The sequence below is a fragment of the Oleiphilus sp. HI0128 genome, from assembly GCF_001635365.1.
This window is the reverse complement of record NZ_LWGG01001317.1, coordinates 1-16376: the sequence shown is the minus strand read 5'-3', so window position 1 is coordinate 16376 and position 16376 is coordinate 1. Positions and strand designations below refer to the sequence as shown.

Sequence of the window (16376 nt, the reverse complement as noted above, 5' to 3'; positions counted from 1 at the left end):
GCATCAACGGCATCAACGGCATCAACGGCATCAACGGCATCAACGGCATCAACGGCATCAACGGCTTCATTACTATTCAAGTTTGCTTGCGTATTATCAATAACTGCTTGAGTGCTTTCAGGAGTGGTATTAACATTATTTTGTTGTTCTTCGAGAGTCGTGCTATCTGAAGCAACTTCAATGGCATCAAAGCTGTCTTCATCCTTACGTAAAGAGATATCGGTAGCGCTGCTGTCCACTTCTAAGCCTTCCAGAGGTTTATGTCCGGCGGGCAGAGCAGGTGCTTCGAGCGTTTCAATCACAAGCGGCTCGGATCGAGGCGCAGCGAAAGTTTGGATCTGGGAAGCGGGAAGCTCAGGTTTTTGTACAGGGGCCTTTTTCAGCTCTTTTATAAGATCGATTATAACTTCTGACTGGTTAAATAGTTTTTCAGGCTCAATGTCTTGACCTGATGTAGCTAAGTGAATGTTATTGAGAAGTTCCATTACTTTAAGAACGTGCTTTTCAGCTTCTTCTGGTTTCATTTTTACCGTGCGTTCGGCTTCAATCGCAACGAAGTAAGCTTTTTTAGTCGCCAAAAGAGCATCAATGCCTGCAGCTTTTACCCCCTCTCTATCTCTATAATTCTTCTCAATAAAGCTTGTTGAGGCTTCAAGTTTAGCTTCTGCTTTTTCATAGCTCAATTCGGCGTACTCATCTGCGTCGATGTCCGAGGCACGCTCGAAAAACGAAACAGCTTCATTAAGATGTGTTACTTTTAGTGTCGATATTTCGGTATCAGCCATGTCTTCAAGAAGGTCTACTTCACTCTTTTTAGCATCAGCAACGTTGCCCTGTTCAATTTCTTGAATGATGTCATTTAGCGACTCCATGACATCTTGATATTGGTCGGGTACAAGAGCTGGGGCGTTGAGACTTTCTAGAATGTCGAGATTTTTTAAGGACTCCCTTAGATTTCCTTCAACTTTCTTTTTATTCTCGTAAGCGTTTTCTATATATTTTTGTGCAGCGATCGCGGACATTAAAGAGGCATTTTTTATATCGCTGGGAGGGGCTGTTAGGTACTCGCGTGCTAATGCAATGCTCTCTTCTGCTTGCCTAAGATGTAATGGAGAGAAGAATTCTACGCCTTTTTTCTTCGCAACTAGCAGTTTTTCTTCTGCTTCGTCAATTGCTTGTTCTGGTGTGAAAGTTGACTGTGAAGCTGCTTGGGCAGATTTTTGTTGAACGCTTTCTGATATAGCTACTTGGTTACTGGCACAAGCTGATAGTAGTACTGTTAAACTAGAGGCTAGTATAATTTTTTTCGAAATGCTTAGCTTTGTCATTCTATGAAGTCCCTTAGTAATATTAGTAGCAGTATAGTGCAGAAAATATCCGCAAAGAATTATATCGCTTAATTAGTATTGTGAAAATGGCAACTGATTAATTGGGCCGTAACCATTACCGACCTGTAAACCGTCAGCATTTTGGATACAAGATTCGGTAAATGATATACCTTCTTTAACAGCTATGAATAAGTCTGGCTGTTTAGCCAAGTTTGCAGCGATTGCTGAAGATAGTGTGCATCCGGTTCCATGAGTATTATTTGTTGCAATGCGTTTGTGCGAGAATGAATTCATTGCCTTATTGGTCTGCAGGTAGTCGGTAACGATTTCGCCATTTACATGACCTCCTTTAAGTAGAACGCTACATGCAAATAACTCAGATAATAATAAGGCCTTATTCTGAGTGCATAAATTTTCAGTGTCTTTTCCTTTAAATTGGAGCAGGTAGTTTGCTTCCATAAGGTTGGGTGTTATTAGAGTGGCCAAAGGAAACAAGTTCTCAACCAGGGCTGTTCTTGCGGCTTCTTCTAGAAGCATTACGCCTGAACTGGAAGTAAGGACTGGGTCGATTACTATAGGTGTACTTGTGTTGTTGGAAAGGCATTCTACGACCTCGTTAATAATTTCACTTGAATACAGCATTCCTATCTTTATAGCTTTAAAGTTTATGTCGCTGATGACTGTTTGTAGCTGATCCTTCACAACTTTCGCTGGTAGTGGATAGGTGGCCTTAACTCCCTTTGAGTTTTGAGCTGTGACATTGGTGATGACTGATGCTCCATAGACATTTAAGGCAGTAAATGTTTTGATATCTGCTTGTATGCCTGCACCGCCTGAAGAGTCAGAGCCGGCAATTGTTAGTACATTTGGTGTATACTTCATATAAAGAAGGTCACTTGTAGTTTTGTTCCATGTTGTGTTGCTTAGGTTGAACAACATTTAGATGTTACCAAAGTTTATTATGCCCTACCTTTTCCTTTCCTTGCTTCTTTTATTTACCCTTACTACGAATGCCGGCGTAACGGCAGAAGATATTTTAGGTGAATACTGGAAAGACCCCTTGTTTGGTCAGGCTGCGACTGATCGTACCGTCGAGCTTGAAGTGCTTGTTGGTAGGGTGTGGCCGCAATCTGTCAATATTAGTTCTGGTTCAAAGGTCAGAGTACTTGTTAAAAATCGTACTAACGAGCCTCATTTGCTCGTTTTTACAAAGGACCTGAAAGCTTTATACCAGTCAGAAGCGTACAAGATGTTTGTTCTTGACGAACTCTATCACTCTAAGAAAAAGGCGCAGCAGGGTTCAGGGCATTCGCACTCCGGGAATAGTGTAGGGGATGCAGAATCTATTGTTAAACCGCTATCTCAGAACCCTTCAGTGTTTGTTGTAGGTGGTGATAGAAAAGAAGTGTTAATTGAGTTTGAGGGAACTGGTATTGCAAACTACTCATGCATGATAGAGTCCCACCGAAATAATGAAACAGTAGGAAGTATAGTCATTGAATAATAAGTTTGAGTCTCTAAGCGTCAAAGCGGTCGATTGGCAAGATGGTGCGCTGGTTCTATTGGATCAGAGAAATCTACCTTTGTCTGAAGATTATATGAGTTGTCATGATGTTGAACAGGTTTATACGGCAATCAAGACGATGGTTGTACGTGGAGCGCCTGCAATTGGTATTTGTGCGGCTTACGGTGTTGTTTTGAGCGCAAAAAAGCACTTAATGAATGGAGTCGATTTTTATGAACGTATTAACAAGGATATTGAATTCCTGAGTCAAGCTAGGCCTACCGCGGTAAATTTAGCATGGGCTCTGAAAGTTATGCAGGAAGAGCTCCTAGCGCAGAAAGAGCAGGATTTTAGTTTAGAAAAGCTGCTTCTCCGCGCCCAGGAAATTCATCAAGAGGATATTGCTAACAACTTTAAAATGGGTGATTTAGCCTGTTCCGTGTTTAAACGCTTCCATGAAAAACCGTTCTCTGTCATGACTCATTGTAATGCCGGAGGCTTGGCTACAGGTGGCTATGGAACGGCTTTAGGGGTTATACGCTCAGCCTGGAGTGATGGCTTAATCACTGAAGTCTTTGCAGATGAAACGCGCCCTTGGATGCAAGGTACCCGATTAACTGTTTGGGAGCTCATGAGAGATGATATCCCGGTTACCTTAAATGCGGACTCGGCGGCCTCGTGGGTGATCCAAAACAAATCGGTTGAATGGATTATCGTTGGTGCAGACAGGATTGCAGCTAACGGAGATGTTGTAAACAAGATTGGCACCTACTCTTTGGCGATTCAGGCAAGGTACCATGGCGCAAAGGTAATGGTCGTTGCGCCTAGCAGTACGGTTGATATGGCATCGAAAAACGGTGCGTCTATAGAGATTGAAATGCGTGATTCCGATGAGCTTAAGTGTTTCAGTGGACAACAAGTTTCAGAGGCTAACGTACAGGCACTTAATCCGGTCTTCGATGTGACGCCCGCGAGCTTGGTCGATTATATCGTTACAGAGCGAGGCGTCATTGCTGGGCCGACCTTAGATAAGATGACCGATAAATTCTCGCTTTAATATGAAATGTTTCAGGAAAGGTGTTTAAAGATGTCTAATGAGCTATCCCTTGGCCATGTAGAGTCAGAAGTTGTTGCTTGGCTGGAGCGAGTGGTAATCGGCCTTAACTTGTGTCCGTTTGCTCGCAAACCCTACGAAGACGAACGTGTCCGAATCGCGATCGACACTGGGAGCTCTTATGACTCAATACTTGAACGCTTGTTGGCAGAGTTAAGGTTTCTAGATAATGATAGTAATCTGGCTATTGAAACGACTCTGCTTGTTATCCCAAATGGCTTGAGTGACTTTTATTCTTACTTAGCATGCCTGTCGGATGCGAATTCAATTTTGGTTTCAGAAGGTTACGAAGGTGTATTTCAGTTGGCAAGTTTTCACCCGGATTACCAGTTTGAAGGTACCGAACCGGATGATAAATCGAACTTAACAAATCGCGCTCCCTATCCGGTTTTTCACATAATTAGAGAGCAATCTTTGGAGTATGCGCTAGAAAGTTATGATAACCCTGAAAAAATTCCAGAGCGTAATGTTGAGCTAATGCAGTCAATGGAGGGGGAGCGGTTAAAAGCTTTATTTCCGTGGCTGAGTATTTAGTCGTCTAGGAGAACGAAAGCTGCGCACTACCTTTTGATTTCGCAAGCAGTAGCTTTTTGCTTGCTCTCTTCCAGGCAGAATTAAAGTCTTCATTAGGCAAAATATGTACAACTCCGACGCTGATGCTCGAATTTAGCCACTTTCCATCGCTTGACTTTATTTTGATGGCTTCGAAATCTCGCATTAACCTTTCAACGTAGAGCCTGGCTTGGGGGAGTGAGCAGTTGGATAGAAGTATAGTAAACTTCCCACCACCGACTCTTCCTGCCAGCCCTCTTCTATAGGCGAAGCTATTTTCCTTATCGATCAGCTTTGCGGCTAGGTTATCTCGACGTACTTTTGTTTGGAGCAATTGACCAAACTCGCTAAGCAATAGGTCGCCTGCGTGAAGGCCGTGCGCCTCATTAAACTTCTGAAAGTTGTCAATATCAATATCGATCCAAACAAGGTCGTTCTCGCTAGTTTTAATTGTATGTTCAATTTGAGTGTAGAGGGTTTGACGACTAAAAACCCCTGTTAACTGGTCTTGAGTTGACTCACCCAGATAATTTTCGTCGTCTCTTGCCAGCTTACGGTTTTCTTGTTTCAGGTTTGCGTATTTATAGCCAAGCAAGATGGCTAGCAGCAGTTGCTCGGTCACTGAACCTGCAATGAAAATATTGAGGGTGTCTAGTGATGGGGGGGTGTATCCAAGCCACATCCATACCCATAGGGTGCCCGTAATAAGGTGAGTGGTCCAGGCAAGAAGAAACAACTTCGCCATCGGGGGGTGACGCTTTAGTGCACCGATAGCACAGACAAGTATGATAATTGGAATGACTAGACCTATCGTTTCTACACACATGTAGGCAAGTTGGTCAGACATAAACCCTAGTAGAAATATGGTCGAAAAAGTTGCAGCCAATAACAGGCGTAATAATATATCGAGCTTGGGGATTGTTGTCTTAGTTTCAAGTAGCTCGCGAACGAATACTGTTGCAGAAAACGCAAGCAAGCAAGCGGTCAGGTTGGTGAAGCTACCCTCTCCACCCCAATCGGGAAACGCCAGGCGGTTGTACCCGGTCATGGCAATCATATATAGCGACATACATAAAACGTAAGAGGCGTAATAAGTATAAACTCTTTCTCCAGCAGAGATGCCAATTACCATGTTGTAGACAAAAGCAAGAATCATCAGTCCAAAACACAAGCCATACACAAGATTTCTACTAGCAAGAAGAGAAAGTTGTGAGTCGTGGTCTCGGATGTTTATGCTGAAATTTAAGACTTGTGAACTCTTGATTTTAAGGAAGGCTAGGCGATGTTCGCGCGGTTTTTCGATAACGAAGGTAAGAAAGGTGGCTGGGAAACTGGCATTGTCACTAGCGTGCCTACCAGCAGCGTGCTTCCAGGTCCAGAGACCGTTTTCATAGATTGCCAATTCGCCATCTAATCCGACATTGGGTGCAAGCTCAATCCAAATTCGATCCGAATCGACAATTCGGGGAAGTTCAATTTTAACCCACATCGTCGCACCGTCAGATGCTTTCCAGTAATCCTCTTCTAAGGCATTTAATTTTGTATAGCCATTCGGGAGAGGTGTCCAGGTGTTATTTGGCGTACCAACGATATCTTCGAGAGAGGCGGAGCTGTTACTATCGAATAGCTGCCAGTAGCGAATGTTTTCTTGCTGCATAAGCTCAGCGTTAGCAAGAAAAGGTGCAGAGGCAAAGAGAATAAGAAGTAAATAGCTTAGGTAATGCATTGGCTTTATGGATGCATGGTTTAACTGGTTTTCCAGTCGATAATATTAAGTTCGCAAGGACACTCATCTTACCACCTTTCAAGAGCTTCGCGTAGCATGTAGAGCCTAAAATAGACTACAAATACATCAGATTTGATAAAGAGTTTGAGAAAAGAGAGATAAAAGTTGGACAGAATGTCGATTGGCTGCTACCACTTTAAATTATATAGCGAATTTTGATGTGCTAAATATTAGTAAGTTTAGGTTTTCATGGGATTTTTTTGCACAGAGGGTTTTATGGATAAAAATGAATATTTGGTCGCTAGGGTTGGTCATATCAGATTGGCGGTTTATTGTCGCGATGTTGAGAATGTTTTTTCTGGAAACTACAGCTTGGTAAAGCTGTTTTATCAGGGCGACTTTTTTCGGGGCATGACTACTATAAATGGACAGATCATGCAGGTTCTTGATTTGCGTCGTCGTATTGGGATGGAGCAGTGTCTTAAGGGAGAACAGTTAACATTGGTTAGCTTTAATACCGGGGGCTCAAACAGTATCGCTGTAGTAGTTGACGAAATTTTAGGAATGCAAAGAATTGAGTCTGACTCAATTATAACAAATGAAAAATACTTCGATAGCCGTGCCAATAATATTGGCTTGTTGTTTCCAACTGTCGCTTTAATGCCGAGCAAGTGTGGTGTTAGTAAAGAGTTGATACACATCCTCGACTCAACGTACCTTGATAAGACGGAACCCATTATTGAAGAGGCTGGAGAGCTCGAGCTTTTTTAAGGATTTTACCTTTTGCAAATGGAAAAGCTGGTGTTTGCTGCTAATGTTATATGCAACCTTCCATTTAATTTGACGATAAAGTAAAACAAAAAACATGCGACAAAGTGACCTGATTGACATCTTGCTGGTTTCATCCGATTTTATTTTTTTAAGTACCGATAAACACGGTAAGATTACTACTGTTACCCCTGCGTGTAGAGATGTTATCAAAAAGCAAGAGGGTGAGGTTGAAGGTAAGATGCTCGACGAAATTGTACCTGAGCTGGCATTTTACCCCCAAGCTGAGTTTGAAATTGTTCAACCTCGGGGCGGCCTCGAATTAATGCTTGATGATGAAGACTGTGATCAGGGTTGTGAATATATGGAGTTTCTTGCATCCCAAACGCAAGACGATGGCCGCTTCGAAATAGAGACAACGATTGAAGGTCAGCAAGCTTGGTTGTCGATGGTGACAAACAAAGTGCTTGTTGATGACGAAATCATTTTTACCGTGATGATCCGGGATATTACTCGACGAAAGCTTGATGAAAAGGAGATCCTAGATCTCAATCAAAACCTCGAAGCTCGCGTAGAATCGAGAACGGAACAAATTAAAAATGTAGTGATGTCATGTAGTAGTGAACTTAGTCAGGTTAACGAAACCTACCAGGCCATGAAAGAACAGCAAATGGGCATAATGGAAAATGTTGAAAAAGCAGTTCTTGAAGGTGCTGAAGGCTTGAGTGAGGTCCAGCAAGGACAGATCCGTGAAGCGATTAGTGGTGAGCTTGTTAAGTGTATGAACCTCTACTCTGAAGATCAGATTACCGATCAGAAGTTTATGTTGACGATGATGTCATTAAATGAACTCTTTGGTAGTTTATCTCCCGAGGATCAAAACTTACGCCCCGACCAGTTATCTGGAACTAACCAAGATGAAGTTGATGACCTACTAAGTTCCTTGGGTATTTAGTCGCAATACCCTCTTATCTTTCTGATAAAGGGGGAGCTCTTCTTGCTTCCCCTAAGTTCTTGACTCTTGCCATATTTTTTGACAGATTGACCTTATCCGGACCAGTCTGAGCTCTCATGTCTCCCAACTTAAGTATTCCTATAGCGCTTGTCGATGCTTTCTTTTTTGCTGCTAAGCGAAGAAATATTAATTTGCACTCGATTTTTGCGAGTGTTGATCTCGATTATGACAAGTTTCAGTTGGATATGGGAAAAGACCCATTACAGCGTATTGATTTGAACTATGTAGACCCTTTGCTCCACTCACTTTGGTCTGAGTTGGGCGATGAAGCAAGTGGCTTCGTCGAAAAGCCACTTAAAATCGGCACGTTTAGCATGATGTGCCACGCTATAATTACTGCAACTAGCTTGCGGCATGCCTTGCTTAGAGCGAGTAAGTTTATAGGTCTGTTTGGCGATGAACTATCGATTAACTTGCTTGAACTAGAAGGCGAAGCGCATCTGGAAATCAAGTTTTCGAATGACTTGGGCTTTGATGAGGTATTTCTAATTACTTCGCTCTATATAATCTGGATTCGTCTGTCGTGTTGGTTGATTGAAAGGCCGATACTACTTGAGCGAATTGAGTTTACTTTCGCAAGGCCTCTATTCCATGAAGAGTACAAGTTAATGTTTCCTTGCCGAGTTGCTTTCTCTCAGGGGCAAAACCGGGTTGTGTTCAACAGCAAGTATTTAGATCTACCGGTTGTTCAGAATGATAGTACCTTAGCGCCATTTTTGAAAAATGCGCCGGCATCGCTACTAAAACAATTTCGTTCAGATGACAGTGTTACTGCGCAGATAAAAAGAATTCTATTGAGTCGTATGGGTGGCAGCTTGGAGATCGAGAATCTTAGCTTTGATCTTGTAGCCAGTGAGTTACATTTAACTACCCACACCGCTCGGCGACGCCTTAAAGATGAGGGTAGTTCATTTAAAGAAATAAAAGACAGTATTCGTCGGGATCAGGCTTTGGTGTTGCTGGCCAAGGCAAACCTGAGTATTAATGACGTTGCTTTGCAGCTCGGCTTTTCAGAAGCAGCAGCATTCAATCGCGCCTTCAAAAAGTGGACAGGGCAAACGCCTGGCGCCTGCCGTGAGCAGCATCGATAGCTGGCTTTCTGGGCTAAGTTTGTCTGGCTGTGCTACTGCGGGTAGAACGGTGGCAAAGAAGCATTGTCTTTGCCTTTCAGGCCGGGTGCTGTTTTAGTGTATTTTTTTAATGCTTCAAGTAAGGCTTGCTGGTCATAGGTCTGAGTTGCATTTTTACTGTAACGATCGTTCTCGAATGCTAATAGTTCGGCAGCAAGCGACTCATCTAAAGCTTTCAGCGAACGCAAGGTAATGGGGGCTGACTTAACGGTGTTTTGTTTTCGCTGGCTCTCGATCCAAGCTAGTACAAGCTTCGGTATGTCACTCGACCCCTTTCTAATTGCTTCAATTAATTGTTTGTAGCTGAGTTCTGAAGTAGTAGAGTCGGGAGCTTGTATCGAGATTAGTTTATTTAAGTCTTGCTTTACTTGCTTCAGTCGTAGAAGTAGGAACAAACTCGTTAGAAGCCAACCAAAGGCGAGTAGTGCGATTATCGCTAGCAAGGCATGCTGATTGCTCTCATTGTGCTTAGGCTCTGTATTTTTAGCTGTGCTTTCTATCTCGGACTCTTGGTTGGGTGTTGCTTTTCCATCATCAGTTAAGTCGATGCTGGAGGGCTGCTCATTCTTTTGAGTTTGGTTTACAGCGCCCGGTTTGATGATGATTGTTCGCTCCGGGAGTGTAGCAATACGCTCAACATCGTTGACTGTATCCCACCAAGGTATGCGTATTTCCGGTAGCGTAATTTCGCCTTGTTTGATGGCAATATATGTTGTTGCGTCCTTTCGTATGGCATATGAGCCGCCTTCGTGAGCTTGTGATTCAACAGACGGTTTATCGGGGTATGACTTAACCCGTTCATTTGATACCGCGGGTATTGGGGGAAGGGCTGACCCAAGTAAACCTAAAGCAGAGGTGGTGATTTCATGCGTAAATGCATCACCGATTGATAGTTCGAGCTGCTCATCTTGCCATTTTTCACTTAAATGCAGGCTCTTTGCTGGTAACCAGTGTTGACCAGTAAAATTGGGGTTCGGCTGTGCTATATTCACTTGAACAGCATCCGATATTTCCGAGACACGTATGCGTCTACGTTGATAGCTGTCGATAAGCACACCGTTGAAGGCTAAACCATCGATATAGAGAGCACCACTTTTTTGAGGATAGATTAGGTACTTTCGTTCAATGACCTCATAGCGTTGGTTATAAGCCATACGATAGTATTTATTTTCCTCGCCAAAAGGTTCAATGATGGCATTGCTTGTGGCGGGCTCACTTAAATTTCCGCTACTAAGCCTTCCTAAGGAAAATAAGCGAACGGTATATTGGATTTGTTCCTGAACGTAAACATCTGATTTGTCTGTTTCAACTTCAATAAAAACAGGGGGAGGGTTGTCCGCGTCGATGGGTGCTTTACCCTCCACAACCTCTATAACAATAGCTTCAGATTTGGCTCCTTGTAGTATTGCCTGAGGAATAGTTAGTGTACCGGCCTGCTTTGGGCTAAGCGTATAGTTCCATGTAACTTCGGTTGTTGTATCGCCATTAATGGAGCGCATACTATAATTCTGCTGGCGATCAAGGATCTCAAAGCTATCTTCAAGCCCTTTAATTGTTGGCGCTTCAATCTGGTTTCGCCCAAAGCTCATTAAACCGCCCAGGCTAAAGTCGATATCCACATTCCCCTGAAGCTTAAGGTTGAAGCTCTCATTGAGATATACTTTATTCCTGTCAACACTGGCACTAAGGGATGTGTTGGCAAGGCTAAGCTGACTAAGTAGGCAAAGTGTTAGTAAGCTAAGCAGCTTACTAAGCATATTGTGATGTTTGTGTGGATAGCCTTTATTTAATTTTGGCTTATCGTTCACCATATTGGCTCACCTTCATTTATTACTGCTGACCCGCCTTTGCGTCGGCGGTCATAAGATTGTTGCTCGAATTTTCTGCGAAGAAGGCCTGATGGGTCGTCAGGCACTCTGCGCATCCATTGCTCATAAGATTGTTTTTCTTCTTCGTTTAGCGCTTGCAAAGAAGATGTAATAGGGTTTTCTTCATTACTGTCTGTTTCATCTTGTTCTGGTTTTGCTTCTCGTTTTTGCGCATCCTGCTCTTCAGTCGTTTGTTCAGTTTGCTCACCTTGAGACTGCTCTTTTTCGTCTTCTGAGCTACCTGACTGTTGATCCTGTGATTTTTCTCGGTTTTGTTGTTTGCCACCATCTTGGCTTTCAGAATTATCGGGCTTACCCTGATCCTGGTTCTCCTGGTTCTCCTGGTTCTCCTGGTTCTCCTGGTTCTCCTGGTTCTCCTGGTTCTCCTGGTTCTCCTGGTCACTGTTTTGTTTCTGCTCGTTTTCCTGTTGAAGTTTCTCTATTAGTTCTTTGTTTGATTTTGCGTCTTGATGATCCGGGTTTTGCTTCAATACTTGCTCGTAAGCATCGAGTGCTTCCTGGAATTTTTGGTTCCTTGCCAGACTGTTCCCCAAGTTGTACAAAGCATCCTGTGAGGGGAGTGTTTCGTATAACTTCGCAGCTTGCTCGTAATTTCCAGCGCGATAATGAGCGGCTGCCTTATGTTCTATGGATTCAAATTTCTCGGCAGCCTCAGTGTAGGACTGTTGCTTCATTAGCTCTTGAGCTTGCTGGTCTTGGGTCTTAAACAAGTCTCTTGCTTCAAGGGCGTGTGAGGTTTCTGGTAAAGAAATAAGCGATATCGAAATAAACAGCGCTAGAAGTGTGTTTTGTCGATACGCAAAAAGCGCAAAAGGTATTATTAAGAATAACAGCAAATAACCGGCATCTTCCCAGGCATCAAAGGTACGAAAACTTTCTTGCTTGTCAGTATTGTTCGCTTTTGCTTTTCTCAGTCGTTCACCCGTGATATCAAGCGCCTCTAGGTCGTGATCATCTAGGGACATTTTAACCATCTTGCCGCGATTTACCCCTGCAAGACTGTCCAATAGTTTGAAAGGAGTCTGTGGGATGACGATCTCGCCCTGGCTTTTAAAATATCCTTTTCCGGGTATATCTATCGGCCCGCCTTCTTTGGTACCTACTGCAAGAACATCTAGATGGATATTCTTGCTACTCAAGGCATCTGAAATACGTTCATTTTGCTCTTGCGTGCTACTGTCTGCAATCAGGATAACGCGACCTGATCGTGAGTTGTTTTGTTTGAATAGCTCAATTGCTTGGTTCACGGCATTATCTGGTCTGCTTCCGATAACCGGCATAATAAAAGGGTCAAGTGCTTCAAGGCTGGCTTTGATTGTATTTATGTCATCTGTTAAGGGTGTAACGATATGACTATCCCCAGAAAATACGATAAGTGAGGTGTTTCCTTCTGTGCGCAGTGCTAGCAGGTCGTGAAGTTTCTGCTTTGCTCTAACGAGTCTGCTGGGTTTTACATCGGTGGCAAGCATTGATACGGATAGGTCAAGAATGACTACCATATCGTCTTGTAGTTGTGCAACGGGCCTAGGTTTTTGTTCCCAGCTCGGGCCAGAAAGCCCAATAATGGCTAGCAATAACAACAAAATTGGCGGCCAGTTTTTTTTGCCTGATTCATTATCACTGGATGCAGGAGTTAAATGCTTCAAAAGCTCAGGGTCGATGCTTCGGCTCCAATCTCCGCTTCGTTGATTAAACTGCCGCAGGATAAGCCAGACAAAAGGCAGTGCTAGCAAGCAAGTTAGCCAAAATGGACGTAAAAAATGAAAATTGGCGAGTAAATCTAGATTCACTATTGCTTGCCTCCTCTTAGGGAAGAGAAGAAAGTGGTAAAGCGTGAGCTAGATGCATAACTCACAACTAAAGCGGCCAGATAAAAACACAGGCTTATTGACAGGAAATATACAAGCAAAGATTTAGTGGGCCGATAGCTTCTGCTGTCTTGTTCGATTGGTTCAAGCTCATTGATGAGCTGGTATATCGCGTTTAATTCTTCAGTGTTTCGGGCCCTAAAATACTTGCCGTCAGTGACTTCGGCAATTGCATTTAGCATGTCTTCGTCCAGATCAGCTGAGGGGTTGACCTTTTGAGTGCCAAAAAAGCTTCGTCGGTAAAGCTCGTCGGCACCAATACCAATCGTATAAATAATGATGTCTTCTTGAGCTGCTAACTGTGCAGCTTTTTCGGGGGGGATCTCGCCAGCGGTATTCGCGCCGTCGCTAAGTAATATGAGAACGCGGCTATCTTTCGGTCTTTCCCTTAGGCGTTTAACACCAAGACCGATAGCATCGCCGATAGCCGTTGCTTTACCTGCCATACCTAAGTAAGCCTCTTGCAGTAGTGTGTTGACCGTTTTTGTGTCGAATGAAAGCGGCGATTGGATATAGGGCTCAGAGCCAAACAGTATTAAGCCGATGCGGTCACCTTTTCTTTGCGTAACGAAGGAAGAGACAACATTTTTGACAACGTCCAAGCGAGATACAAACTCATCATCTAATTTAAGGTCTGTTTCTTTCATGCTTGGTGATATATCGATTGCCAGCATCAAGTCTCTTCCACTTAGCGGGAGGTTTACTTTTTCTCCGTAGTAAGTAGGCCTGGAGGCTGCAACTATTAGAAAACACCACGCAAAAGCCAGTAGGTATTTACTTAGTTTGCTATGGGTTTTTCCTTCTGGTGCACGTGACAGTTTCAGTGCTTTTACTGTTTCATAGAGTGGAAGCTGCGGCGCTCTATAGTTTGTGGTGCTTTGATTTGCTCGCCGAGGGATGAGCAAAGGAATTGGCAAAAGTAATAGCGCAAGAGGCCAAACTAGCCCAAAGTTAAGTGCTTCTAAGAGATTATCAAGCATGACGTAGGCCTCGAATCCATTTTTCGATTAGCATCAATTGCTCGGTATTTATACGAGGGCAATTCCGTTGGTAAATCTCGTGACAGAGGATGTCTAGTAAGTCGCTCGGCAGTATTACTTTGTTTTGCGTTGTGTTGAGAGTATCGCCCCATTTGTCAGCGGTGTCGCTAAGGTGTGTAGTAGAGCTTGAGTTCCCGGCAAGGCATCGCTTTAGGAGTATGTTTATTTCGGTAGCTAGCTCGAAGTTATCCCAACTTTTTGAGTTGTGGGTTATTGCTTTAAGTTCAAGTAAGGCTACCCTGCGCCAGGCATTCCGTTGTCTATGTCTTATGAAAAAAGTAAGACCAAGCGCAATAGCGATGACCGAAATAACAATTAAAGCCCACCAGCCAAAAGCTAGCGGCCACCAGGTGATATCCACGGGAGGGTGGATATCTTTTAGTTGGTCTAATGGCGATGATGGGTTCATGGTGTTATTGAGTCACTATCTGCTGTAATTGCGCAGAATTTCTTGGAGACAGTGGCTAGTTTCCTGATGTGTAGACAGATTTATTAATAAGGATTTAAAACGTTTGCTCATTTCTTCTAACTGGTTTTTGTGTTGAGTCGCCCAGGCGCTGTAGTCGGATCGAACTTGTGCCGAGTTTGAGTTGATGAGCAGAGTTTGTTGGCCATCAGATACAGGGTGTAAGCCTGGTGGAGGAAGCTCTTCCTCTAGAGGGTCATAGCTACGAATGAAGAGTAACTCATTGTGCCTACTAAGGGCCTTAAGTGCTTTTTCAGTTTCCTGATTAAAGTGTAAAAAGTCGCTGATGATAACGATAAGCGTACCTGGCTTTGCAAGTCTGACCGCTTCTATTAGTGCCTTATCAAGCGAGAAAGAAGGGGGAATTTTGCTATCTTCTATATTCAAGGCTTGGTTAAACTGACTAAGAAAATTAATGTATTGCATTACTGACTTGCGACTACGCGCTGGCTTTACTTCGTGATGTGCAATGTCAGAGAATACTATGCCTCCAACGCGGTCATTGTGGTCGAGTGCAGACCATGCGAACAAGGCAGCAGCTTCGGCAGCTCTAACGGACTTGAAGCTATGTTTGCTACCGAAAAACTGGCTTTTACTCTGATCACAAATAACTAGGAGTGGGCGTTCGCGTTCTTCGTTAAATAGTTTAGTGTGAGGCGTCTGGCGCCGTGCTGTAACGCGCCAATCGATACTCCGAACGTCGTCACCAGGCTGATATACACGAACTTCTGCGAACTCCATGCCTCGACCGCGGAATTTGGATAGGTGTGAACCGCTTTGGGGGCGCGAAATAGCTTTTGCTTTTCTGAGTTTTAGATTTTTTGCCTGCCAACGTAAACGCGCAAGCGCCTGCACCGAAGTATAAGGCCCCTGGTCGAGGTTGGGAATTGAGTCTGAATTAGTAACAGGCATTGATTATGCTACAGGAACGCGGTGAATTAGTTCATTGATCACATGATCGGCTGTTATACCGTCTGCTTCAGCTTCAAAGCTGATGATAATGCGATGACGAAAGACGTCGTGAAGTACGGCGCGAATATCGTCAGGGCTAACGAAATCTTTGCCATTTAACCATGCATAAGCACGTGCGCAGCGATCTAGGGAAATTGTTGCGCGTGGACTGGCGCCGAAATCGATCCAGCGACCCAGGTCTTCACCGTATTGTGTAGGTTGACGCGTCGCAATCGTAAGGTGGACAAGATATTCCTCTACAGCTTCGCTCATATGGATTGCAGACATCTCTTTCCTGGCTTGGAAGATCTCAGACTGAGCAAGTTCTAATACCTCTTCGTTCAATGGCGTGTCATCGTGCTCGCTTCTGGCTAGTCGCAATATTTCCTTTTCGGACTCAAGGTTGGGGTAGTCGATCTTTACGTGCATTAAAAAACGATCTAACTGCGCTTCGGGCAGGGGGTAGGTGCCTTCTTGTTCGATTGGGTTTTGCGTGGCCATTACTAAGAATAAACTATCAAGCGGGAAGGTTTGTTTGCCAACGCTTACTTGTCGCTCGGCCATTGCTTCTAGTAGTGCAGATTGAACTTTTGCGGGGGCACGGTTAATTTCGTCAGCTAGTATTAAATTATGAAATATTGGGCCTTTTTGAAATTCAAACTCTCCTTTCTCGGCACGATATATTTCTGTGCCGGTTACATCGGAAGGGAGTAGATCAGGTGTGAACTGGATGCGTTGAAAGTTGCCTTCAATTCGATCGGAAAGTTCTTTGATTGCCTTTGTTTTTGCAAGCCCGGGCGCGCCTTCAACTAGTAAGTGGCCATCTGCCAAAAGGGCAATTAGCAATCGCTCGACCAAATGTGCCTGGCCAAGAATTCGTTTGCTGAGAGCTGTATTTAATTGATCAAATGCTGCATGTGCGCTCATAGTGCAATAACCTAGATAATATTTCTAAAAAAATCGAAGATTAAACTTAATAGATAGATGATTAATAAGCAATTTCCTGTCAATGAACTATTATTCAT

General features: G+C 43.6%; 15 protein-coding genes. 6 read left to right on the top strand and 9 right to left on the bottom strand.

Going from position 1 to position 16376, the window contains the following annotated elements; translation table 11 throughout:
* Both A3763_RS22120 and thiD read right to left on the bottom strand, forming a co-directional pair.
* On the bottom strand, positions 1–1328 hold a 1328-nt coding region (locus A3763_RS22120; RefSeq protein ID WP_156495255.1), incomplete at its 3' end, for a hypothetical protein.
* 72 nt (positions 1329–1400) lie between these two features.
* Positions 1401–2210 (bottom strand): bifunctional hydroxymethylpyrimidine kinase/phosphomethylpyrimidine kinase, encoded by an 810-nt coding sequence (thiD, locus tag A3763_RS22115; RefSeq protein WP_068506541.1) that lies wholly within the window; start codon positions 2208–2210, stop codon positions 1401–1403.
* A gap of 79 nt (positions 2211–2289) precedes the next feature.
* Here thiD and A3763_RS22110 point away from each other — a divergent pair, with 79 nt between their 5' ends.
* From A3763_RS22110 to A3763_RS22100, 3 genes are read left to right on the top strand one after another with little or no spacing between them, the layout of a single operon-like run.
* Complete coding sequence (locus tag A3763_RS22110; RefSeq protein ID WP_156490687.1) at positions 2290–2832, top strand: hypothetical protein; 543 nt, start codon at positions 2290–2292, stop codon at positions 2830–2832.
* On the top strand, positions 2825–3889 hold the full coding sequence (gene mtnA / locus A3763_RS22105) for an S-methyl-5-thioribose-1-phosphate isomerase (protein ID WP_068506400.1): 1065 nt from the start codon (positions 2825–2827) through the stop codon (positions 3887–3889). The genes A3763_RS22110 and mtnA overlap by 8 nt, the downstream gene beginning before the upstream one ends.
* Before the next feature lie 30 nt (positions 3890–3919).
* On the top strand, positions 3920–4480 hold the full coding sequence (locus A3763_RS22100) for a DUF1415 domain-containing protein (protein WP_068506406.1): 561 nt from the start codon (positions 3920–3922) through the stop codon (positions 4478–4480).
* A 4-nt stretch (positions 4481–4484) separates the two neighbouring features.
* On the opposite strand, the gene A3763_RS22095 is transcribed toward A3763_RS22100, so the two are convergent.
* Positions 4485–6155, bottom strand: coding sequence for a diguanylate cyclase (locus A3763_RS22095; RefSeq protein ID WP_197481465.1), 1671 nt, complete (start codon positions 6153–6155; stop codon positions 4485–4487).
* A 345-nt stretch (positions 6156–6500) separates the two neighbouring features.
* Between A3763_RS22095 and A3763_RS22090 the strand changes: the two genes are divergently transcribed.
* From A3763_RS22090 to A3763_RS22080, 3 genes are all read left to right on the top strand, one after another.
* Positions 6501–6995, top strand: coding sequence for a chemotaxis protein CheW (locus A3763_RS22090; RefSeq protein WP_068506412.1), 495 nt, complete (start codon positions 6501–6503; stop codon positions 6993–6995).
* A 94-nt stretch (positions 6996–7089) separates the two neighbouring features.
* Positions 7090–7947 (top strand): hypothetical protein, encoded by an 858-nt coding sequence (locus A3763_RS22085; protein WP_068506415.1) that lies wholly within the window; start codon positions 7090–7092, stop codon positions 7945–7947.
* 116 nt (positions 7948–8063) lie between these two features.
* Positions 8064–9098: an AraC family transcriptional regulator gene (locus tag A3763_RS22080; protein ID WP_068506419.1), complete on the top strand. Its 1035-nt coding sequence runs from the start codon at positions 8064–8066 to the stop codon at positions 9096–9098.
* Between the two features lie 32 nt (positions 9099–9130).
* Here A3763_RS22080 and A3763_RS22075 read toward each other — a convergent pair whose 3' ends face one another.
* Genes A3763_RS22075 through A3763_RS22050 form a run of 6 tightly spaced genes read right to left on the bottom strand, consistent with a single transcriptional unit; the run spans position 9131 to position 16278 of the window.
* A complete protein-coding gene (locus A3763_RS22075) occupies positions 9131–10948 on the bottom strand; it encodes a BatD family protein (protein WP_068506424.1) in 1818 nt (605 codons plus the stop codon).
* A complete protein-coding gene (locus A3763_RS29070) occupies positions 10942–12816 on the bottom strand; it encodes a VWA domain-containing protein (protein WP_068634564.1) in 1875 nt (624 codons plus the stop codon). The genes A3763_RS22075 and A3763_RS29070 overlap by 7 nt, the downstream gene beginning before the upstream one ends.
* Complete coding sequence (locus A3763_RS22065) at positions 12816–13874, bottom strand: VWA domain-containing protein (protein WP_068634565.1); 1059 nt, start codon at positions 13872–13874, stop codon at positions 12816–12818. The genes A3763_RS29070 and A3763_RS22065 overlap by 1 nt, the downstream gene beginning before the upstream one ends.
* The gene (locus A3763_RS22060; RefSeq protein ID WP_068634566.1) at positions 13867–14343 is read right to left on the bottom strand and encodes a DUF4381 domain-containing protein; all 477 of its coding nucleotides are present in this window, start codon (positions 14341–14343) and stop codon (positions 13867–13869) included. The genes A3763_RS22065 and A3763_RS22060 overlap by 8 nt, the downstream gene beginning before the upstream one ends.
* A gap of 15 nt (positions 14344–14358) precedes the next feature.
* Complete coding sequence (locus A3763_RS22055) at positions 14359–15312, bottom strand: DUF58 domain-containing protein (RefSeq protein ID WP_068506436.1); 954 nt, start codon at positions 15310–15312, stop codon at positions 14359–14361.
* Positions 15313–15315: 3 nt separating this feature from the next.
* Positions 15316–16278, bottom strand: coding sequence for a MoxR family ATPase (locus A3763_RS22050; RefSeq protein WP_068506438.1), 963 nt, complete (start codon positions 16276–16278; stop codon positions 15316–15318).
* Positions 16279–16376: the final 98 nt, after the last annotated feature.